Here is a 21,579-nt window from a genome sequence, read left to right as displayed (position 1 = left end):
GATGGGATGGAGCTTCTGGATCAGGTCCAGCTGGTGCCACGCTTGCGGACGCTGCGCATGCGCTTCTCCTCTCCCTACGCGGCGGCCCCGTACCCGCCCGGTCATCTCAGCGTCGGCCGCCGCCCGCCTCGGCGGTAGGGCTGTCGGCGGTCGAGGGCGTTCGACCTTGTTCGACCGGGACCTCGAACGGCACCGGCGTGGGAGCGTGCCGCCGTGGCCACAGCGGCGCGAGCGCGAGGACCGCCACCGCGCCCGACAGCCCGCTGAATCCGATCACCGTGGTGGCCGACCAGCGGTCCGCGGCCAGACCCGCCATGACCATCGCCGCCCCCTGGAGCCCGCTCAGACCGGTGATGGCCACCCCGAACGCGCGTCCCCGGTACTGCGTCGGCACGGCCCGGCCGAACAGCGCGTTCAGCGGGATGGCGAAGGCACTCGCGGCGCCGGCCAGCACCAGCAGCAGGAGCACCAGCCACAGTGGAGGGACGAGCCAGGTCGCCGCCAGCACCCCGGCGGACAGGGCGGCCAGGGGCAGGATCAGTCGCTCCCGCGCCGCCGGCGGACAGAGCCGGGTGAGGGCCACCCCGCCGAGGGCCATCCCCGACGGCGCCGCCGCCAGCAACAGTCCGACGGTGCCGGCGCCGCCGCCGTACTGGCGGGCCAGCGGCACCATCAGCCCTTCGGCGGCATAGGTGAAGGCGCTGGCCGTCCACAGGACGAGGACGTAGGCGCGCAGCCGGGAATCGGTGTAGATCACCCGCAGACCGGCGACCCGGTCCCGGCGGGCCGGGCCCAACGACGGGCGGGGCGAGGGGCGGGGACGGACGCCGATCATGATCAGCAGCGCCGAGACCAGGAACGTGCCGGCGTCCACCAGCAGCGCACCGCGCAGCGACAGCAACGCCACCAGACTCCCGCCGACGGCGAAGCCGACCACCTGCACGACCTGGGCGCAGATGTTGTCCACGCCGTTCGCCACCGCGTAACGGTCGCCGTCGAGCACTTCGGGCATCAACGCCGCCCGCGCGGCCACGAACGGCGGCCGCATCAGGTTGACCGTGAAGAGCAGCACCACCAGGGCGGGCGCGGCGAGGTCCAGCAGCGCCGCCGCCGGAATGAGCGCCGCGCGAGCAAGGTCGCAGGCCACCAGGACCCGCCGCCGGGGAAACCGGTCGGCGAGGCCGGAGAGCAGTGGCCCGCCCACGAGCCAGGCCAGGTAGGAACTGGCGTAGGCGGCCGCCGCCAGCGCGGCCGAGCCGGTGCCGGTGTAGACGAGGTACGCCACGGTCACGGCCGTGAGCTGGTCACCCGCCAGGGACAGCAGGTACGCCGCGAACAGGTAGCGGTACTCGCGCACCGCGAACACCTCGGCGTACGTCGCGGCGCGCTCGGTCACCCCGTCCCCCGTCCTGTCCCACCACCGGCTGCCAGCACGGCGCTCGGTCGAAACCGTAGCCGCGCCGGCGCCGATCGGGCCGGGAGCAGGCGTTCGGGGGCGTTCGAATCCGTTCGGGACAGGGCTCCGGCGGCCGGTGGGGGGGCACCCGAGGGGAGGTCATCGGCGCGACGCGTCGGGTGGGCGGCCGCGATCGTTCGCGGAGTGAAACGGCGTGGGCGCACCTAAGCCCGGCCGACCCAGGGCCTGCCTGGTCTGGCAGGATCGGGGCCCATGCACCCCTTTCGGCACTTCCTCCTCGCCGGGTTCAACCAGGTCGCCGAGGACACCTGGGCCAACGACGAGCGGATCGTGATCCAGGCGGTCTTCTTCAACCTGGTTCCCGACCTACCTACCTCGCTGACGGACCTGTCCGGGCTGCGGAAGGGGATGGCGAAGATGGCGTCCGCCCAGGGCGGTGCGCTGATCGAGGCCGATGTCACGCCCGTCGGCGGCCAGCCGGCACTTCGCCAGGTCATCAAGGTCAAGCTGCCCAACCAGCCCCATGGTCAGGCATTCCTGGGCAGCTACATCGTGCCGAAGGCCGCGTGCAGCGCGGTGTTGCGGGTGCAGGCCGCCGAGAGTGGGGCGTCCGGCCAGCGGGAAGCGATGGTCATGTCCCAGGTCGGCCCGATGAACTACTTCAGGCCCCACCCCTATGGGGCGGACGGCGAGGGTGGCCTGCCGTCGCACGTCGCCGACGATCCGGCGTACGACCCGCAGTTCCCGCGGCACCCACTGACGCGGGTGCGCCAGGTGATGGCCCAGCTCGCCCAGCAGGTCGAACTGCATCCCGGCTTCGCCGCGCTGCCGCCGTTCACCCGCTGACCTCGCTGATCCCAGGCGGCCACGCCCGGCGGGGCACGCTCTGTCGGGATGCACCGGCGGCTGTCGGACCCGACGTCCGGAACCCGGCGAGATCCCCGATGCCCACGGGTACGCCGTGCTGATCCCGGACGCTGCGGCCCCGGGACCCACGCCGGCCCGGTGATCGGTCGCCCGCCGGCCCGGCCGACGAGCTGGCGGCAGGAACCGCTTGCGTCATCGGGTCACGTGCGGGGTTCCGGACGCCTTCGTCGACCAGGTCGGCGCCGAGGCCGCCGTCACCGCCTGGCGGCGGCACGTCATCGCCACCAAGGCAGCCCGTCCACTGTGCCGTGGCGTCCGCGACGCTGCCGTCGTCGCCGTGCTGCTGCACACCGGCGCGGGCAGAGGAACGCGCCCGTCTCGACTCGGCGGCCTCGTCCGCGCCGCCCGCACGGGTGCCATCCGCCTGCCCGGCAGGGCGGCGGCGTCCGGACACGAAACCTCCTGGTTCAGGCTCTTTCCGGCCGTGCTCGAGAGTCTGCGGACTGTCGGGGAGGCCCAGCACTCCGGTTGTCGGCCGGACCGCGTCAGCGCGACGGCAGCGGGATGAAGGCGCGGTGAAAGCGCGATCCGTTTAGCTGGGGCCGGACCTGATGCCGGCCTACCGAAAGAAGGCTCAATGAGCATGCAAAAACGAATCCGCACCGCGCTGATCAGTCTGGCTTTCGTGGCCACCGGAGCATTCGGTGCCGGGCTGGCGCCCGCGCCGGCAGGTGCTGCGGTCGCCACGCCGATCACCGCGACACTCACCGCCCAGACCACCCCGGCCGAGTCCGGCTTCACCATGGAGCCGGCGAACGTCGGAGCCCTGGCCGGCGTCATCAGGAACAGGGCCACGAACCGATGCCTGGAGCAGGCGTACGGCGGCGCCACGGGGCACGTCTTCACGGCCCCCTGCCACTACGGGTCCACCCAGACCTGGTCCTGGGTCGGAAACTACGAGTGGAAGAATCTGATCAACAGCTGGAGCCAGGAGTGCCTCGACGGCACCGAATCCACCGGCAGGGTCTACACACTGGCCTGCAACGGCGGCCGCTACCAGCAGTGGCGGCACAACTCGGTCACCAGCCGCATCGACCACCGGAACGAGATCAATGTCTTCAGCGCACTCGACAGCAACTGGGAGGGTTCGGTTTATCTGAACCGGCCGAACGCGGGCGACTACCAGAAGTGGTTCTGACAGACCAGGCGCGGGGGCGGTGGCCGGGGCGCACGCCCCGGTGGGGACCGTCACGCAGCACATCAGCCCGTGAGCCGGTGGACCGCCGACAGCCATCACCCGCGCCACCGGCTCCTTCGAGCCGTCGACGCGTACCCCGACGGCCGCGAGCGGGCACAGCGTCTCCCCCAGGCGTACCCCACGGACCGCTCAGCGCGTGTCGATCCTGTCCCCCAGCAGATCGGCCCGGACAGGCGTAGGCTGGGGTCATCCCGGAACCGGCGACATCCCACTCCTGAGGTGCCCGCCGCGCCGGCTCCGCCCGAGGGATGCCATCCACGCCGGATCCGCAACGGCCGACTCATCTCCCGCCGCCCGAGCATCGGGAGGCTTCCCCGACCGGCCCCGGGGCCGTCGACCGGCGTCGGCGCCACGGGTGACGCTCACGATCGAAGCTTTGGTGATCGGTACCGCACGCACCCGGCCACCGCGCCACGACCGAGCGGGACGACCCGGCCGGCCAACCGGCCCCGCCCGACGCACGACTCATCGCGCGCACGACCCCACCGCTACGCCGCGGTCACGGCGATAAGGATCCACCATGACGCCATCGACCAACGCCCTCGCTCCCCCGTCGACGCCGCGCCTGCGGATCGAACCGACCCGGTCCGGGCGCACGCTGCTCGACGGCGGCTGGTGGCCCCGCTCGACAGATCCGCTCGCGGAACTACCCGGCCTCGTCCGCGCCATCGACAGGCTGCGCGGACCGATCGTCCGACTGGTCCTCAACGCCGACACCTGGGACGGCAATCCACGAAGCCTGGCCGTCGACGGCAGGGTGCTGCGGTTGGGCTACTTCACCAGTCAGCCCGCCAGCCTGCTGACCGCGATCTGCCGCAACGACGACCGGGTCGACCTGCTCGTCGTCCCGCCGGAGACCGAGGCCGGCCTGGCGGAGGCGGCGATGGCGCTCGCCGCCACCGCCGGCAACCTGGTCCACGCCCCGCGGCTGCTCACCGCCGCGGGCGCGATGTCCGCCGGGCGGACCGACAGCGCTGGCAGGCGCGCCCGGGAGGGTGGCAGCCCGCGCACCGCCCCCGACGCCCCGCCCACCGGCCCCTGCCATCCAGCCGGGGCCAAGCCGGCCGGGCGGCATCCGCCGCCGCAGCCGGCGCCCGCGTCGGCAGCGCCTCCGCCGAGGCAGCGCAGGACCGGCGACGTCCACACCGTGACTCCCGAGGAGCAGACCATGACAATCGCCCGACACACGATCGTCTCCGCACTGCGCCGACGCGGTCAGCACACCAGGGCCGACTGGGTCGAGCGGGAACTGCCGACGCAGGTCGACACGACTCGGCACGCCGGACTGCTCGCGACCCTGCGTCTCGACCCCGCCGAACTCGGCGAGCCGACCGCTGGGTGAGAGTGACCCCGCCTGGAGCGGCGGCCCGGCGGCCCCCGCCGCGCCGCCACGGCCCATCGGAGCCCTGCTGCTCGGCCCGCACCGCCCTGAGCCGGCATCCTCCAGCCGCCGGGACCGCAGCGCCTTCATCTCGGGCCGAACAGCAGCAGCTACGGAGACCCCATGCGCTACCTCAGTGACGTCGACCTGCGCGCCGTACTCAACGTTCTCATCGGCCGGTCCGGTGGCACCGTCCTGATCAGCAACGAGGAACTGTACGACGCGATGCTGCCCAACCACAGCCACGGCGAACGGGTGCTCGTCGAGGAGACGGAAGGCGGCCTGCGGCTGTCCATCGTTCCTCTCCCGTAGGCGCCGGCGTCGCCCGCCCATCCCACACCGGCCGGTGCCGCCGTGCTGGCCGGGACGCGACGCTGGGCCGCGGACGGGATCGCGTGCCGCGAGCGGCCCTCACTGCGGGGCGTCGTCGAGACCTCCCTCGACGAGTGCGGCCCGCCTGAGCGCCACGGGGTCGACGCCCATCGCGACGAGGGCGCGCACGGCGGTGCCCTGGGTGAGCGAGCAGACCGCCGCGACGACGTGGGCTCCCCGGATGCCCGGCGGGCGGGCCGACTTGGACAGGGTCACGGCCTGCCGCCACACCTGCTGGGCCTGGGGCGTGGCGCGGAAGACGCCGGTGGCCGGTCCGAGCTGCCCGCCGTCGAGTGGGGCGGTGTCCGGGGTGGTGATGCCGATGGAGGCCAGTGCGCTCGCGTGCGCCTGCTCGATGGCCTGGCGCAGCGCGTCCGGGTCGGCGCCCACCCGAGCGAAGGCTCGGCGGGCGCTGCCCTCCGACAGCCCTGTCGCCGCCACGAGCAGATGCTCCGGTGCCGGCAGGTCCTCTCCGGCGCGGCGGGCCTCCGCCTCGGCGTCGGTCAGCACCTGCCGCATGGTCTTGATGTCACGGACGGCGTTCAAGAGTCCCATCGGGAACCTCCTCGGGGTGACGGGGGCTATGACCGGCGTTCGCGGGTCATGGGTGCGAACTTCTTGTGTGCCGCCTGCGCGCTGATGCCGAGGGCCTGGCCGACCTGCGCCCACGTCCAGCCCTGTCGGATCGCTTCGTCAACGGCTGCCAGTTCGAGCTGGCCGGCCAGTCGACGCAGCGCGACGACGGCGGCGAGCGCGGCGGCGGGCTGATCGGGGGCCGGAAGATCAGGAAGCGGCGGCATGTCATCAACTTAGGTTGATAGCGTCCGACTGTCAACCTAAGTTGATGGCCGCCGTGGTTCACGCCTTGAGGAGTTCGCCCGACCTAACCGCGACTGGGTGGCCACCGGCGCGGCTCCCACCGGACGTGGACGTACCCGTGGAGTGGGGCAGGATAAGGGTGGGTATGACATCCTGCGGTCAGTTTCGCCAGGCAAGGGGCATCGATCAGTGGCAGAAGCGGATCAACACTGGTCCTCCGGCGATCCTCGAAAGCTGCTCGACGCGTTCGAGCAGCTACCCGGGTTCGTGTGGGTCTTCGAGGGCCCCGACCTGCGGGTGGTGGCCGCGAGCCCGGAGGTGCGCGCCGCTGTCGGCAATCGCAGTGACCTGATCGGGAGGCCGTTCAAGCAGGCCGTGCCGGAACTCGTCGGCCAACACATCTTCGAACTCCTCGACCAGGCCCTGCACGGCATCCGCACCCGGGGCTACGAGCAGCGGATCCTCACCGACCGGCACGGGGACGGGAAGCTGGAGGAAGCCTTCTACACCTTCGACATAGCACCGTGGCGCGACCCCGACGGGTCGATCCGCGGCGTCATCGTGCAGGCGGTCGACGCGACCGACGTGGTGACCGCCCGACGCGCCGCCGAGTCCGCCGCCACCATCTCCGAGCAGCGCTACCGGCACGCCGCCAGCCTGGTCCTGGAACTCCAACGCAGCCTCCTGCCCGAGGCCCTGCCCGTCCTGCCCCGGGTGCAGGTCGCCGCCCACTACCGGGTCGCCGGTAGCGACCTCGTCGCCGGGGGCGACTGGTTCGACGTCGTTCCCCTGCCCGACGACCGCATCGCCCTCGCCGTCGGCGACGTCGTCGGGCACGGGGCCGCCGCAGCGGCGGCGATGGGGCAGCTCCGCACCGTCGTCCTGCAGGCGCTGCGCTCCGGCAGGACCCTCGCTCAGACGCTGGCCGTCCTCGACGACTTCGCCGGCCACACTCCGGCCACCCGCGCGGCCACGACCTGCATCGCCGTGCTCCACCCGGTCACGGGCACCCTGGAGGTCGCCAGCCACGCCCACCCCCCGCCGTTGCTGGTCGACGCCGCAGGCAACACCACATTCATGCCCCTGACCCCGGCGGGGCCACTCGGTACGCGCTCCGGTCCGGCCACGATCCACACCACCCGGCTCGCCGCCGGGGGGTTGCTGCTGCTCTACACCGACGGCCTGATCGAACGGCCGCACCGCAGCCTGCGCGAGGGTGCCCGATCCTTGGCCACGGCCGCCGCAGCCGCCCGGCGCGCCACCCTGCACGAGAACACCACCGTCCCCGACCGGCTACCCGACCGGGTCTGCACGCTCGTCACCGAACGCCTGACGCTCGCCGACGGCGGCTACCGCGACGACATCACGCTCCTGGCCGCCTACCTTATGCCCGAACCCGTCACACCCCTGCGCCTCACCCTGCCCACGGACCCGGCCGCGCTGCGGCCGATGCGCCGGCAGATGACCGAGTGGCTGCACACGATCGGCGTCGGCGCGCAGGACACGAGCGACCTCCTCCACGCGCTGGGAGAAGCAGCCGGCAACGCCATCGAACACGCCAGTTCGTCCGGCACGCCCGCGACCTTCAACGTCGAGGCCGTCCTCCAGGATGACGGCGTCGTCGACCTCACCTGCGCCGACCGCGGGCGGTGGCGCCCACCGGTGCCCGACCCCGGTGGACGCGGCCGCGGCCTGGCGATGATCCGAGGTCTCGTCGACCACCTGGACGTCATCCGCACCGCCGACGGCACCACCCTTCGCATGCGCCACCGCCTCGGTCGCCCGGCCACCGTGACCAGCGCCGCCGCGCACCCGACCGGTGGCGGCCCGCGCACCCCCACCGTCGACGACATGTCGATTCACGTCACCGACACCACGGACGGCAGAACGGTCGCAGTGCACGGCCCGGTGGACATGGCCACCACCCCCCAACTGCGCGCCGCCATCGTGCAGGCCAACCGGGGCGGCGCCCTGCCCCTCACCATCGACGTCAGCGCGGTCAGCCACCTCAGCAGCGCCGGCGTGCAACTCCTGCACCGCCTCGCCGAGGACCTGGACCGCCTGCGGGTCGCCGCCGAACCGGGCTGCCCCGCCGAGGCGGTGCTGGCGCTGACCGGATTGCAGCACCTGCTCACGCGGCCCGGAGCGCCCGACTCCTGAAGAGCCGGTACGTCCCAACCGGGGGTGGCGCCCCCACCCTCGCCGTCGATGTCGACACGGTCGGCCCGGCTCTCGGCCGCACACAGCGCGGCGAGATAACCCGACCGTGTCGAATGCCCCGAACAAGCCCTCACTGTCGCCGCGCTCTCTTCAGGATGAGAACAAGGATGTACTCGAGAGCGAGAGGGGTAGGGCGGCATGAAGCGTCGACGGAGCAGAAGGGTGCCGCTGATGCAGGCGGCGGCGATGTCCGTGGCAGCGGTGGTGGCGGCGGTGGCTGTCGTACGAGCCAGCCGTCGCCGTGCCGCGGGCGACGCGAAGCTCGCTGAGTCTCCTGCCGGGCAGGACAGCGCGTTCGCCGAGGCGGGCATCGGCGGTTCGTCGATCCCCGGCGGCGCGGCCGGCCGGGAGAAGGAAAGAGCGTCCTCGCCCGCAGGGCGGTAAGGACCCCCGTGAGCGTTCAGGCACGGCGTCGGCTGGGCGTCACCACGCGAGCGCCCGCCCGGCGGTGTCCGGTGACCACACCGGGCGCGCCCCTGGTGCGAGATGCCGAACATGTCCTGGAGGTGACGACGCATGGGTGACCCACCCAGCGGAGGCCGGACGGCCGACGGGCGACCGCCGGAAGCAACGGTCGCTCAGCTCGTGCAGCGTGCCACCGACCAGATCACCCGTCTGGTACGTGAGGAGCTGACGCTGGCCCGGGCGGAGCTGACCGCCAAGGGCAGACGCGCCGGGTCCGGTGCCGCGATGGTCGGTGGCGCGGGCGGGGTGGCCCTGCTCGCGACGGGTGCGCTCGTCGCCGCGTTCATCCTCGTCCTCGCCGAGTTCATGCCGGCGTGGGTGGCCGCGCTGGTCGTGGCGGTGGTCCTCTTCGCGGTGGCCGGGCTGCTCGCGCTGACCGGGAAGAAGCAGGTCGGGCGGACGATGCCCGCCGCGCCGGAATCGACGCTGCACAGCGTGCGCGCGGACGTGGAGTCGGTGCAGCGGGCAGCCAAGGAGGGACGAGGGCGATGACCGCGAACGGGAGCAGCGACCCGGACCGTACCCGGCAGGACATCGAGAAGACACGTGCCGAATTGGGCGCCACGGTTCGGGCCCTGGCGGCGAAGACCGACGTGAAGGCCAGGGGCCGGGACAGAGCCATCGAGATCGGGGGCCGGGCCCGGCAGCGCCTGACCAGCTCGGCGCAGACGATGCGAGGCAAGACCAGGAACGCAGTGCGGACAGCCCGGCAGAAGGCCGGCAGCACCGGCCTCGACGGGATGGTCCGTGCCGCGCGGCAACGCGGGGCCGCACTGGGCGCAGGCAGGTCAGGGAAGTCAGCCTCCCTTCGCGGTGGTGTCACCACCGGTCCGGTGGCCCAGCGAGGGCCGGCCGCCGCCCGCGCGCTGCGCGGCCGGCTGGTCAGGATCCAGTCGGCCGCCCGCCAGCGCCCTGCCCTGGTCGTCGCCGTCGCAGTCACCGTTGGCGTCGCCGTGACGACGGTTCGACGCCGACGTGCTGCTGCTCGCTGTCGACTGTGACGGCGTCTCGCTGTTCACCTCGCTCGCCTTGAAACCCCTGTCGACGACGTCGACGGGCCGAGAACGCCACGTGTACGGAGCCGCGACCATGAGCGACGCAACCCTCGACACCGAACGTCACGGCGGCAGTGAGTACGCGGACCTGTCGCGACAGATCCGGCGGGCGGGTCTCCTCGATCGGCGGCGTGGCTACTACGCGCTGCGCATGGGCGCCCTCGGCGCGTGCTACGTCGGCGCGTGGACGCTGTTCGGGTGGCTCGGTGAGTCGTGGTGGCAGCTCGGCGTCGCGGCGGTCCTCGCGGTGGTCTTCGCGCAGGCCGGGTTCATCGGGCACGACGCCGGTCACCGCCAGATCTTCCGCTCCCGCCGCGCGAACGACCTGGTCGGCCTCGTCCACGGCAACCTGCTGATCGGCCTCAGCTACGGCTGGTGGGTGGACAAGCACAACCGGCACCACGCCCATCCGAACACCGAGGGCCGGGACCCGGACATCGTCGTCAGGCCGCTGTCGTTCACCCCCGGGCAGGCGCGACAGCAGCGTGGGCTCGGCGCACTGATGGTGCGGTACCAGGCGTACCTGTTCTTCCCGCTGCTGCTGTTGGAAGGCCTGCACCTGCACGCCAACAGCGTCAGGGCGGTCCTCCGGCCGCGCGGGATCAAGCGGCGCCCCGTGGAGGCCGCGCTGCTGGCCCTGCACGCCACCGGATACCTGGGCGCCGTGTTCTTCGTCCTGAGCCCGATGCAGGCCGTCGCGTTCGTCCTCGTCAACCAGGGTCTACTCGGCCTATACCTCGGCAGCTCCTTCGCCCCCAACCACAAGGGCATGCCGATCCTCGCCGCCGACGACCGTCTCGACTACCTGCGACGCCAGGTCCTCACCTCCCGCAACGTACGCGGCGGGTGGTTCGTCGACGCCCTGCTCGGCGGCCTCAACTACCAGATCGAACACCACCTCTTCCCCAGCATGCCGCGACCCAACCTCCGCCGCGCTCAACCACTGGTGCGCCGCTTCTGCGCCGAGCACGACATCGCCTACCACGAGACCACCCTGGCGCGTTCCTGGGCGCAAGCACTGACGCACCTCGACGCGGTCGGGTCCGCTCGGACCGCTGACCGCGCCGGCCCGAGCTGAGGCACGTCCGCCGCACCGCACGGCCCACTGGCCATCTCGCTACCGCCGGCTCACGGGACGCCCGCTGTGGTCACCGGTTGCCGCGCCGGTCGTGGCCGCGGCCGCCTGGGCGCGGCGGGTGAGCAGGCCCAGCGTCAGCGTACTGACGATCATCAGGACGCCCGCCAGGAGGAACGGGGTGCCGAGGCTCAGCCAGTGCGCGACGGCACCGCCGGCAAGGGCGCCCAACGGCAGGGCGCCGAAACCGATCAGTCGGTAGGCGGCGGTGACCCGCCCCATCAGGTCGTCCGGGGTGATGCTCTGCCGCAAGGAGCGACCGACCACCGAGAACGACACCCCGGAGAAGCCGGCCAGGAACTGGAAGAGCACGATCAGCCAGACCGACGTGGTGAACGCGATGCCGAGGGTGACCACGCCGGCGACCAGGCTGGCGGCGATCATCGTGCCGAGGCGGCCGAGGACCTTGATGGTCCACGGGGAGGCGGCGGCGCCGGCCAGGCCACCGACTCCGGCTCCGGTCAGCAGCCAGCCGTACGTGCTGTCGCTCAACTGCAGTTCCTGCACCACGTAGAGGACGAGGGTCGCGTTGGCGGCGGCGACGCTCAGGTTCATGGCCGCCGCCCACAGGGCCTGGGACCGCAGCGAGGGGTGGCGGACCAGGTACAGGAAGCCCTCCCGCGCCTCGGCGGTGAGCGACCGGCGCGGCCGGGGCGGCGGGGCCTCGCGCGGCGGCAGCCGCAGCCGCGTCAGCACCCCCCAACTGCCGCCCATCGCGGCGGCGATCACCGCGAACGGGGCCGCCGGACTGAGCGAGAACAACAGGCCGCCGGCAGCCGGGCCGGCGAAGTCCTCGCCGATCGACTGCGAGGCGGTGAGCCCGGCGTTCAACCGTTCGAGCCCGGCGTCCTGCACGACCACCGGAGTCAGCGACTGCACCGCGGTGTCGGCTGCCAACTCGGCCGCCCCCAGCAGGAAGGCCGCCAGCAGCAACAGCGGCAGCGAAGCCTGACCGGCCAGGACCGCCGCGACGAGCACGAGCACGACGGCGGCACGGGAGAGCTGCATGTACCGCAGCAGGCGGACCCGGTCGAACCGGTCGACCGCCGCACCGACGTGGAAACCGAACAGCAGGTGCGCGGTGGACAGTGCGGCCGAGACCGCGCCCACGCTGACCGGGTTCGTCGTCACGTGCACGGCGAGCAGCGGGAAGGCGGCGTAGCGGATGCCGTCGCCGAGGCTGGCGGAAGCGCCGGCGGCGAGCAGCGTCGTCGCTGGGCTCCGCCTCATGCCGTGGACCACACCGGCGACGGCGCGTACCCGCTGAAGGGGTTGATGTTGATGGTCCCGGTCGTGTTGACGGCGTAGCGGCGCAACACCGCCACCGCCTCACCGTCCACGATGAACACGCCGTTCACCGACGGCGCTCGCGTGACCGTGGCCTGGCCGGACGCGTCGACGAACGCCACCGGCAGCGGGTCCGGGTCGAAGACCTGCTGGACGATGTACGGGTGATCGCCGGTCCCGCTCCGCACGCCTGCGGCGACCGCCTCAGCCCAGGCCGCCGGGGACACCTCGCGGCCCACCGTGATGCCGATGCCGGCGTGCCCGCGTACCGGTTTGAGGATGAGCTGCTCGCGGTTGCGGTCGACCCACGGCAGCAGGTCGATCTCGTGGCCCTCGATCGTGGTCCGTCGCGGTTCCAGGACACGGGTCCACGGTACGTGCGTGGCCAGCCGCTTCCGCAGGTCGGCGCCCAGTTGGCCCACCACGGTCTCGTCGGAGAGCACGGCCAGCGCCGCCTTGGACGCCAGCACCTCGGCGCGGTACCCGGTGTAGAGGCCGACCCGGCCCGCGTCAGCCAGCGCGAACAACTGCTTGAGCACGGTGAACTCGTCCTGGTCGGCGGGGTCCGGCGACTCGAAGTACCGGTAGATGACCTGGACCGGGCGGCCCTCGAACCGGACGCCGTCGTCGTTCAGCTCGAGATCCTCGACGGCGCAGTGGGCCGCCTCGACGCCGTGGCGCCGCAGCTCCCGGGCGAACAGCTCGTACTGCCAGTCCAGCGGGCCGGCCTGCTGCTCGTGCCGCCAGTAACAGATGGCGACCATGCCGTCGGGCCGACCGAAGTTGCGCTCGAGGCTGCCCAGCAGGCCACGCATCGCCACCGCCGGATGGGCGGGCGCCTCCAGGGCGGGCCGCCGGAACGCGGACTGGGTGCGCGCGATGATGTCGTGCAGGCCGAACAGCCCGGCCGGGGAATCCCCGTTGATCTCCACGACGACGGTCCGCCCGGCGGAGGTGATCACGTCGGGACGGGCGACCGTCGACCAGTCCTGGTGTGTCTGGTACGTGAGGAACTGCAGCTCGGGTGGGGTCGCCCGGCACAGCGCGGCCATGTGCAGCACGTCGCCGCCGCAGACCTCGCGCAGCACGGCGTCCAGCCCGGCGAAGACGGTCTGGCAGGCTGCCTCGAGCTGGCGCACCTGCTCGGGCGACTCGACCGGCGGCTGGTAGACCAGGCGTTCCCGGGCGTACGGCGAGGACAGCTCGCGCAGTTCCGCGGTGGCCGCCCGGAACTGCTCGGCGGTGGGCTGGACGAAGTAGGTGCTCATGGCCCCTCCGTGAACTTGCGGATCAGCGCGTGTGCGGTGTCCGGGGCATCCCAGATCACCTGGTGGCTCGCGCCCGGTACGACGTGCAGCTCACCGGAGCGGCCCGGCAGGCTCGCCACGATCTCGTCGGCGACGGCGTACGGAATCAGCGGATCGAACTCGCCGACCAGGACCATCACCCGGCAGGTCGCGCCAGCCAGGTCGGGCCGCAGGTCGAGCGTCGGCAACTGCGGGATGAAGGCGGCGTTGACCTCGGGGGTGCCGATCCGGTGGCGGACCGCCCGCTGGTACGCCTCGTCGGGCTCGCGCCGGATCGCGAGCGGCCCACAGACCTCGAGCCACTCGCGTTCGGCCTCGGGCGAGTTGTCGGTCAGCGACCGGCGCATCACCTCGGCGGCGCGTACCCCGCCGAGTGCCCGGTGGCGTTCCACGATCTCGTCGTGGCTCGCCTGCCGGGCCCCGGTGCCGACCAGGATGGCGCCGGCCAGCAGGCCGGGGTGGCGGCCCATGAACCGCTGGACGACGAACCCGCCGAACGACGTGCCGAGCAGGTACGGCCGTTCCAGGCCGAGGGTGTCCACCAGCGCCGCCAGGTCGTCGGCCCACGTGTCGAGCGTCCAGTCGGACGGCTCGCCCCGGTCGCTGCGGCCGTGGCCGCGCAGGTCGGGGATGATCACCTGGGCGTACTCGGCGGCGGGGAGCATCGTCAGGCGCAGCATGCCGCCGTCGATTCCGGGGCCGCCGTGCACCGCGATGATCTCGGGCCGGCGGACGCCGTCGCGCCAGTCGTCACCGATCGTCGTGACGTGCAGGCGTACCTTTCCGGCGCGGACTCTCACCGTGTGGTGTTCCTCTCTCGTGCTGCGGCACGGCCGACGCGCAGTGCGAGGCCGCGGGGGTACAGGGTGGAGTTCGTGTCGGTCGTCACGGGTCCGGAGTCGTCCAGCAGCCGGTAGCGCCGGAACACCTGGACGGCCTCGACGAGCTGCGCCCTGGCCAGGTGGGTTCCGACGCACCAGCGCGGGCCGCCGCCGAACGGCAGGTAGGCGCCGGCCGGCGGGCGCCCGTCGCGCCAGCGCGCGGGGCGGAACTCGGCCGGGTCCGGGTAGTGGCGTTCGTCGCGGTGGATCGCGTAGGGGCAGATCATCAGCGCCGCGTGCGCCGGGAACCGCCAGGGACCGCTGACCGTCTCGGCGTCGGTGGCCCGGTGCATCAGCCAGGTCGGCGGCCACAGCCGCAGCACCTCGTCGACGACGTGGGCAGGCTCGTCGGCGGGCTGGTGCACCGCCATCGCCCGCAACGTCCACACGTTCGCCGCTGCCGGGACGAGTCGCGCCGCGATGGCGGCCGACACCAGGATGCGGACCAGCGGCTCGCGGGGCACGCCGGCGTCGCGCAGCGCCGCGACCAGCCCGGCCGGTGGCGGGCTGTCCACCAGCGCGCCCAGCCCCGCCTCCAGCCGCTGCTGGGCGCGGGCGGCGCGGCGGCGGCGCCCGGTCAGCCGGTCGAGAAGCCAGGGCAGCTCGTACGACGACCGCACGATCGGGTTGAGCGCGTCCAGCAGTCCGGCCACGGCCGTGGCGAGCCCGGCGCGCTCGTCGGGCGGCACCGACGGGCCGGTACACAGCCGCAGGAAGGCGTCGGTGCTGAGCCGTACCAGCGGTCGCAGCGGATCGTCGGTGCGACCCTGCGCCGCCCAGGTGTCGAGCAGCGCCGTCAGTGCGGCCGAGTACCAGCGCAGGTGCTCGGCGACCAGGTCGCCGGAGAGGCCGGACAGCATCGCCCGGCGCGCGGACATCCAGCTCTCCAGCGCGTCCTCGCCACGACGGCTGTCGGTGGGCCGCCACGCGCGGTCGCGGTCCATCAGGAAGTCGCGGTTGGTCCGGCGCAGCACGTCGTGCGCGACCTCGCCGTCCGCGACGAGCACGGTGCCGGGGCTGAGCTCCACCACCGGGCCGTAGCGGCGGACCGCGCGCATCACGAAGCCGAGCCGGTCCCGGTCGTACTCCTCGATCAGGTCGGCCCGCGACAGGTTGGCCTGGACCGGCGGCGTCACCGTCCCCAACGTCTCCTCCGGTTGTCCGGTGATGGCCGGTGACCGCCGCAGCGATCACCGGCCACCGTTCATCGGCATCAGTGCCAGGGGTACGCGCCCGCGAGGGCCTTGCGCGCGAAACGCGCCTTGATTCGCCGGATCATGTCAAACACCTCCCCACTTCTGTTGGTCCAATCTCCGAGACACGGCACCGCGCCGTGTCCGCCTCGGTGGTGCGCCGGGAACCGGACCGTGGTCAGGTCGGCGCCACCAGGTCTGCCGGGACGTCGCGCAGGTTGCGCAGCCCCATCTGCCGGGCGACGTCGAGCAGTTCCGCCCGCAGGAGATCGAGCACGTGCAGCACGCCCTCCTCGCCGTCGAGGACCAGGCCCCAGACGTACGGGCGTCCGATGCACACCGCCGTCGCGCCGGCCGCCAGCGCCTTGACGACGTCCCCGCCGGTACGGATGCCGCCATCCATCAGGACCGGCAGCCGGCCGCGCACCGCGGCCACGACGCCGGGCAGCGCGTCGATCGCGGCGATGGAGTCGTTGAGTTGCCGCCCGCCGTGGTTGGACACGATCAGGCCGGCCACCCCGCGGTCGGCGAGCGCGGCGGCGTCGGACGGGTGCAGCACCCCCTTGACGACGACCGGCAGACGCGTCTCGGCGCGGATGACGTCGAGCAGTTCCCACGTCAGCGGCCAGCGCGGCAGCCGCGTGTCGGGGGGCACCTCGCCGTCGGAGAAGCCGCTCTCGCGATGGATGCCGAACTCGACCTCGGGCGGCGTGGCGAACCCGGACCGCAGCATGGCCAGCCGTCGCGAGGGATGGCTGTTGTCGATCGTGACCACCAACGCCTGCGCGTCCAGCGATTCGGCCAGCCGGATGGTGCGGATGACGTCGGCGCGGCTGCCGTAGCAGTACAGCTGGAACCAGAACGGCCCCTGCTTGGCGATCTCGGTCAGGCTGTGGTGGCTGTCGTTGCTGACGATGGGCAGCACGCCGGCGCGTCGGGCGGCGCGCGACACCGGCAGCTCGGCCTCCGGGTGGAAGAGCCGCAACGGGCTGGTCGGCGCGAGCAGCAGGGGCATCGCGGCGGTGAAGCCCAGCACGTCGACGCTCAGCTCCGGGTCGGCCGTGCCGCCGAGCGGTCGCGGCCGTAGCCGTCGCCGGCGCAGCGCCGCCTCGTTCTCCCGGACGCCGTCGCCGCGGCCGGCGCCGCCGGCGAGGTACGACCACCGGGCGTCGTCCAGGGCGAACCGGCAGGCACGCTCGAAGTCGTCGAGATCGAGCATCCGTGCGGTGATCATGCGATCCTCGTCTCGGCCAACCGACGGATGGCCCCGTCACCGGCCGGTGGCCCGTAACGACTCATCAGACGCGTGATATCGCGGAGCACATACGTGCGCAGCAACCATCGGTCGCGCCCGTCGTAATGTGCCTCGAATGCGTCGCGGCCGTGCAGACACCGGCTGTTGGAAAAGGCGAGCAAACTGCCGGGGGCAAGTCGCACGCGGTGCGCGACATGTTCGGCGGCGGCACGGAATTCCGTTATCGCGGCCTTGTCCGCAGGGTCGTCGCCGGCGATGGAACTGTGCCATCGGATGGTGGGCCAACCGGGCGTACCGCCGATCGGGCGCACGCCGTCCACCGCCGCACCGCCGAGCGCGAAACTGTCGGGCGCGCAAATCCTAAAACGGGGCTCGCGCAGTCTGCGTACCGTTTCCGGCGAGCATTCGCCGACGGCGTCGGCGACCCGGACGAGGCGGGTGGCGGGACGCGGCTGCGGGCTCCGGACGCCGTAGAGCAACACGAAGTCGGGGCGGATCTCGTGGAACGCCACCTCGGTGTGCAGCTGAAGATCCACCTCGGACGACGCGTTCGACTGGGTGGCGGCGCCGTCCGGCCGGGGGCGCACGTCGTGGACGAGGTTGCCGCCCTTCTCCGCGCGATAGCCGTACTCGTGGCCGAGTTGCCTGGTCACCATGCCCAGCCAGGTCCAGCCCAGCAGTGGCTGCGGCTGCGTGGTCCTCGCGTCAGCGCCGATGCCGCCGTGCCCGTTGTGGGTCTCGTCGGGCGGCCGGTGGTCGTCGAGCGGGTCGGCCGGCAGGCCGTGCACGACCACGGCGTCGAGGGCGCCCTCGCGCAGCCCGGCCAGCGCGTCACGGACCCGCTCGGGCAGGATCGAACCGCTCAGCTCGGCCAGGCGGAAATGCGCGCCCGTCTCCCGATAATCGACCTGTCGCGGAGCATGCCCGATGACGTGCTCCCAAACCAGCCGGGCCATTTCGTCGGCCTCCGCCGATGAAATCCGGGCCTCGGCAATTCCCTCCGCGTATGCGCATATGTGCGAATCTGCGCTGCTTTCACTCACGCCCGCTACTCCCCTTGCCCGAGTGTCAGAACCTGCCAGGGAGCGGTGCAAACGGGCAATCCGCAGGCCACCGCAGTACGGCTCTTCGACTGCGAAGGTAGGCGGTGCAGAATCCCCGTGAAGCCCCGTTGCGGACCCAATCCTAGGCAGGGCCACTGTGGGGCTGCAACCCGCTAATGGAATCACCTTGCGTGCGCGATCATCAACCTCACCGCGTCTTCGCAGGTCACGTATATTTTGATCAACACATTGATGTAACAAAATTAATCCTGCGACCCGATCCCCGCCGGGTGAGGCCCGCGGCGAAACGCCCACCTGCGTCAACGAGCCGTCGCGGCCGGCCCGAAACATCACCGGCGGCCCTCGTCCGGCGTCGGCGGCGGGGACGGCGGGAACCGGCGGCAGCCGCCGAACGGCGGCACATGCCGGGGAAGCTGCCGGTGATGGAGCGTCCGTTCGTGCTCAGGTACCCGGAGCCCGTCGGCGATCCGTATCGGGATCGACGCCGCCGGCGGCATGTGACAGGTACGCCCTGCTGATGCCCAGCGTCGTGTCGCCGACGCTGACGTTGATACCCCCCGGCCGAACATCCGGCGTGTCAGCGCGGCGACTACCCGGTCCCGCCGAGGCGTGCCGACTCGGACGGCGGTTCAGTCCGACCCGTCGCGGGCGCGACCGTAGCGCTCGTAGCTCACGCGTGAGCCGAACGTCCTGGTCTCGACCAGGTCCAGCCGGACGCGTTCGGTGACCGGCGGCAGGAGAGGCGTGCCGCCACCGACGACGACCGGATAGCGAAACATCCGCAGCTCGTCGACGAGGCCGAGCCCGAACGCCGCCCCGGCCAGTCCGGCGCCGCCGATCGAGACGTCCCTGTCGGTCGCGTCGAGCGCGGCGGCGACCTCCTCGGCCACCGACGTCTCGGCGAGCCGGGCGTTGCCCTGAACGCTGTCGAGCGTGCGGCTGAAGACGACCTTCGGCAGGGCACACCAGACGTCGGCGAACGCGGCCCCGAGCTCGCTGTCGCGCATCGAGGGATCCGTCTCCCACACCAGCATGGTCTCGTAGAGCCGGCGACCCAACAGGTAGCCGCCGAGCTCGCGTACCTGCCCGAGGTGGAAACGAAACAGCTCCTCGCTGGGGGCCGTCCATTCGAACCCGCCCGCGCGGTCAGCGATGAAGCCGTCCACCGAGACGCTCATCGAGACGATCAACATGGCTGCACACCCGTCGCACCGCAGCGGCGGAGGACGAACCCGATGACGTTCACTCCGCTTGACATCCTGGCTCCCCGCCCTCCTCCGGGGCCTCACCGGGACAACAGTGTGACATGCCGGGCGGTGCTCCCGTGCTGCCGCGAGACCGTGGCGTTCCCCGCCGAACTGTGCGCCGGCATCGGGGCGCGTCGGGCACCCGGGCCGCGACGAGGCCGGCCCGTCCCGACCGGTTGAGTCAGGCACCACCTCGCAGGCCGGGTGACGCTCTGATCGATCTGGCCGCCGGCAGGACCGAGGCCGTGATGCGCGACGGCGGCCTGGACGGCCCGTGACAGCGCCGGTCACGCGGCGATCGCCGACGACGGAATGTGGCCGAGTGGCGCACTGCCCACCCGCGAGCCACATCGACGCGGAAGGATCGGCCACGGGTGTCGCTCATTGACGGATATTTTGATCCACTGTGTAACGGCGCTGGTGGGAAGGACGCCTAATCCCACGACGCGACGACCTTGTCGCCGGCCCGGCACCGGCTCCGCCCGTCGCCGCGGCATCACGGGGTTACCACGAAAGGGGACCGCACGTGCGATTGCGCACAGTGATCGGCTCAGTCCTGGCATCGACGTTGGCGGCAGCGGCCGGCCTCGTCGCCACCACCGCACCCGCCGCCGCCAGGGACACCGCCACCCTGATCCCAGGCGTCACCGGCGTCGTCGACACGGCCGCGGCCGGCGGCCGGGTCTTCGTCTCCGCCAACGACCGGATCGTGGTCGCCGACGCCCAGGGCACGCTCACCGGCAGCATCACCGGCCTGGCGGGCCCGGCTGGCCTGGCCGTCACGCCTGACGGCAGCCGGGTCTACGCGGCGCTGTCCGGCTCGAACGAGATCGCCGAGATCGACGCGGCCGCCCTCGCCGTCGTCCGACGGATCAACCTCGCCGGGTACCCGTCCCCGGCGCACCTGTCCCTCGACGGCAACCAGCTCTGGGTGGGCTACGGCATCAAGAACGACTTCGTCGGCGGCGTCCTCGGCCTCGACCTGTCCGTGGCGGCGCCCACGCCCGTCCAGGTCGCCACCCGGATGTACGGCGCGCCCCTGGTCGCCGGCGCCGGCAGCACGGTCTTCACCGCCGAGGCGGGGATCAACCCCGCCACCCCTCGCGTGTACGACGTCAGCACCACCCCGGCGACGCTGCGGGGCGTCATCGACGGCGCTGACAACGACCTGTCCAACCTGACCGACCTCACCATCACGCCCGACGGCACCCAGGCCGTCTCGGTCTTCGCCACCTCCGGCTTCGACGTCTGGGACACCACGACCCTGACCAAGGTCCGCAGCTACGGCTCGCGGGCCGACCACCCGGGCGCACCGGGCGCGATCGCCATCAGCCCGAACGGTGCCCACGTCGGCACCGCCTTCTACGGCTCCAACTACGGCCCCTACGCCGCGGTGTACGACGCCACCGCGGGGACGAAGACCTTGCAGACGCAGATGACCCACAAGGGCGACCTGGTCACCGGCAGCCTCTCCGTGCTGGACGGCGACCTCTACGCCCTGCTCAACGACTGGCCGTACAACCGGTACTACCTGTGGCGCGTGGAGGGCGCCCTCCTGCCGGCGTCCACGCTGAGCCTGTCGGCCACCGCGGCGACCGCGCTGGACCCGTGCACCATGACCGGCCGGCTCGCCTTCCCCGACGGCTCCACGCCCGGGGCACAGCCGATCGAGATCACCCGCACGCTGCCCGACGGCACCACCGCCACCCTGCCCGGCGTGCGCACCGCCGAGGACGGCACCTTCACCGTCACCGACACCCCGCCGGTCAGCGGCAGCGTCAGCTACACCGCCACCTGGGACGGCAGCCCCGCCTTCCGCTGGTCGAAGACCACGGCCAGGGCCGAGGTGGCCCAGCACCCCACCTCGCTGGCCGTGACCGGACCGACCACAGGGAACGCCAACAAGCCGCTCACCCTCACCGGTCGGATGACCACCGCCGGCAACGTACCCACGCCGCGCGCCGGGTCGATCGTGGTGTACCGGATCTACACCAACAAGAACGGCTCCGTCGGGGCGGACCTGCCGCTGGTACCGCTCGCCGCTGACGGCTCGTTCACCGTCACCGACACGCCCCCGGTTGGCGGGCAGTACACGTACCACGTCCGCTTCGACGGCGACGCCACCTACGCGTACGCCTACACCAGCCACGACGTCTCCATCCGGGGCGCCTGAGCGACCCACCTCGGTGACGGCGACGGTGCCCGCCCCGGTCACGTGCCGGGCGGGCACCGTCGCAGCGGCGTGGGTGGTGGAGATCCGGGGGCGGACGTCCCGCACCGGCCGCCTGCCTCGCCGCGCTCCGGAGGCTCACCGGTCTGTGGGGGCGTCATCCCCTGACGCCGGGAAGGCACGGCC

The 21,579-nt window shown here is 72.4% G+C and carries 20 protein-coding genes; 10 read left to right on the top strand and 10 right to left on the bottom strand.

Annotated features, from left to right (window positions below; translation table 11 throughout):
* Window positions 1-106 precede the first annotated feature (106 nt).
* On the bottom strand, window positions 107-1,396 hold the full coding sequence (locus tag ACSNOB_RS02845) for an MFS transporter (protein WP_436685005.1): 1,290 nt from the start codon (window positions 1,394-1,396) through the stop codon (window positions 107-109).
* A gap of 273 nt (window positions 1,397-1,669) precedes the next feature.
* On the opposite strand from ACSNOB_RS02845, the gene ACSNOB_RS02840 reads away from it, so the two are divergent.
* The 4 genes from ACSNOB_RS02840 to ACSNOB_RS02825 all read left to right on the top strand — a co-directional run bounded on the left by ACSNOB_RS02840 (window position 1,670) and on the right by ACSNOB_RS02825 (window position 5,235).
* Complete coding sequence (locus ACSNOB_RS02840) at window positions 1,670-2,263, top strand: hypothetical protein (protein WP_436685004.1); 594 nt, start codon at window positions 1,670-1,672, stop codon at window positions 2,261-2,263.
* A 658-nt stretch (window positions 2,264-2,921) separates the two neighbouring features.
* On the top strand, window positions 2,922-3,482 hold the full coding sequence (locus tag ACSNOB_RS02835) for an RICIN domain-containing protein (protein WP_436685003.1): 561 nt from the start codon (window positions 2,922-2,924) through the stop codon (window positions 3,480-3,482).
* A 580-nt stretch (window positions 3,483-4,062) separates the two neighbouring features.
* Window positions 4,063-4,884, top strand: a complete 822-nt coding sequence (locus ACSNOB_RS02830) for a DUF5994 family protein (protein ID WP_436685002.1) — start codon at window positions 4,063-4,065, stop codon at window positions 4,882-4,884.
* 162 nt (window positions 4,885-5,046) lie between these two features.
* Window positions 5,047-5,235 carry a hypothetical protein gene (locus ACSNOB_RS02825; protein WP_436685001.1) on the top strand — a complete coding sequence of 63 codons (189 nt, stop codon included), beginning with the start codon at window positions 5,047-5,049 and terminating at the stop codon, window positions 5,233-5,235.
* A gap of 99 nt (window positions 5,236-5,334) precedes the next feature.
* On the opposite strand, the gene ACSNOB_RS02820 is transcribed toward ACSNOB_RS02825, so the two are convergent.
* Window positions 5,335-5,850: a Clp protease N-terminal domain-containing protein gene (locus ACSNOB_RS02820; RefSeq protein ID WP_436685000.1), complete on the bottom strand. Its 516-nt coding sequence runs from the start codon at window positions 5,848-5,850 to the stop codon at window positions 5,335-5,337.
* 26 nt (window positions 5,851-5,876) lie between these two features.
* Window positions 5,877-6,095 (bottom strand): helix-turn-helix domain-containing protein, encoded by a 219-nt coding sequence (locus ACSNOB_RS02815; RefSeq protein ID WP_436684999.1) that lies wholly within the window; start codon window positions 6,093-6,095, stop codon window positions 5,877-5,879.
* 208 nt (window positions 6,096-6,303) lie between these two features.
* Between ACSNOB_RS02815 and ACSNOB_RS02810 the strand changes: the two genes are divergently transcribed.
* The 5 genes from ACSNOB_RS02810 (at window position 6,304) to ACSNOB_RS02790 (ending at window position 10,932) form a co-directional block, all read left to right on the top strand.
* A complete protein-coding gene (locus ACSNOB_RS02810) occupies window positions 6,304-8,274 on the top strand; it encodes a SpoIIE family protein phosphatase (protein ID WP_436684998.1) in 1,971 nt (656 codons plus the stop codon).
* 222 nt (window positions 8,275-8,496) lie between these two features.
* Window positions 8,497-8,718, top strand: a complete 222-nt coding sequence (locus ACSNOB_RS02805) for a hypothetical protein (protein WP_436684997.1) — start codon at window positions 8,497-8,499, stop codon at window positions 8,716-8,718.
* A 132-nt stretch (window positions 8,719-8,850) separates the two neighbouring features.
* Window positions 8,851-9,291 (top strand): phage holin family protein, encoded by a 441-nt coding sequence (locus ACSNOB_RS02800; RefSeq protein WP_436684996.1) that lies wholly within the window; start codon window positions 8,851-8,853, stop codon window positions 9,289-9,291.
* Complete coding sequence (locus ACSNOB_RS02795) at window positions 9,288-9,800, top strand: DUF3618 domain-containing protein (protein WP_436684995.1); 513 nt, start codon at window positions 9,288-9,290, stop codon at window positions 9,798-9,800. Before ACSNOB_RS02800 ends, ACSNOB_RS02795 begins: the two co-directional genes overlap by 4 nt.
* Window positions 9,801-9,888: 88 nt before the next feature.
* Window positions 9,889-10,932 (top strand): fatty acid desaturase family protein, encoded by a 1,044-nt coding sequence (locus ACSNOB_RS02790; RefSeq protein WP_436684994.1) that lies wholly within the window; start codon window positions 9,889-9,891, stop codon window positions 10,930-10,932.
* Window positions 10,933-10,971: 39 nt separating this feature from the next.
* On the opposite strand, the gene ACSNOB_RS02785 is transcribed toward ACSNOB_RS02790, so the two are convergent.
* The 7 genes from ACSNOB_RS02785 to ACSNOB_RS02755 form a co-directional block, all read right to left on the bottom strand.
* Window positions 10,972-12,219: an MFS transporter gene (locus tag ACSNOB_RS02785; RefSeq protein WP_436684993.1), complete on the bottom strand. Its 1,248-nt coding sequence runs from the start codon at window positions 12,217-12,219 to the stop codon at window positions 10,972-10,974.
* On the bottom strand, window positions 12,216-13,544 hold the full coding sequence (locus tag ACSNOB_RS02780) for a hypothetical protein (protein WP_436684992.1): 1,329 nt from the start codon (window positions 13,542-13,544) through the stop codon (window positions 12,216-12,218). The genes ACSNOB_RS02785 and ACSNOB_RS02780 overlap by 4 nt, the downstream gene beginning before the upstream one ends.
* Window positions 13,541-14,383 (bottom strand): alpha/beta fold hydrolase, encoded by an 843-nt coding sequence (locus ACSNOB_RS02775; RefSeq protein WP_393106565.1) that lies wholly within the window; start codon window positions 14,381-14,383, stop codon window positions 13,541-13,543. The genes ACSNOB_RS02780 and ACSNOB_RS02775 overlap by 4 nt, the downstream gene beginning before the upstream one ends.
* The gene (locus tag ACSNOB_RS02770) at window positions 14,380-15,600 is read right to left on the bottom strand and encodes a cytochrome P450 (protein WP_436684991.1); all 1,221 of its coding nucleotides are present in this window, start codon (window positions 15,598-15,600) and stop codon (window positions 14,380-14,382) included. The genes ACSNOB_RS02775 and ACSNOB_RS02770 overlap by 4 nt, the downstream gene beginning before the upstream one ends.
* A gap of 235 nt (window positions 15,601-15,835) precedes the next feature.
* Window positions 15,836-16,891, bottom strand: a complete 1,056-nt coding sequence (locus ACSNOB_RS02765) for an alpha-hydroxy acid oxidase (protein WP_436684990.1) — start codon at window positions 16,889-16,891, stop codon at window positions 15,836-15,838.
* Window positions 16,888-17,955: a TauD/TfdA family dioxygenase gene (locus ACSNOB_RS02760; RefSeq protein WP_436684989.1), complete on the bottom strand. Its 1,068-nt coding sequence runs from the start codon at window positions 17,953-17,955 to the stop codon at window positions 16,888-16,890. Before ACSNOB_RS02760 ends, ACSNOB_RS02765 begins: the two co-directional genes overlap by 4 nt.
* A gap of 650 nt (window positions 17,956-18,605) precedes the next feature.
* Window positions 18,606-19,169 carry a dihydrofolate reductase family protein gene (locus tag ACSNOB_RS02755; protein ID WP_436684988.1) on the bottom strand — a complete coding sequence of 188 codons (564 nt, stop codon included), beginning with the start codon at window positions 19,167-19,169 and terminating at the stop codon, window positions 18,606-18,608.
* Between the two features lie 580 nt (window positions 19,170-19,749).
* On the opposite strand from ACSNOB_RS02755, the gene ACSNOB_RS02750 reads away from it, so the two are divergent.
* On the top strand, window positions 19,750-21,396 hold the full coding sequence (locus tag ACSNOB_RS02750; RefSeq protein ID WP_436684987.1) for a hypothetical protein: 1,647 nt from the start codon (window positions 19,750-19,752) through the stop codon (window positions 21,394-21,396).
* The last annotated feature ends 183 nt before the right edge of the window (window positions 21,397-21,579 follow it).

This window comes from Micromonospora sp. URMC 106, assembly GCF_051386395.1.
Lineage (GTDB): Bacteria > Actinomycetota > Actinomycetes > Mycobacteriales > Micromonosporaceae > Micromonospora.
Note: the sequence above shows the minus strand (reverse complement) of the source record. Positions and strands in the feature narration are given on the sequence as shown.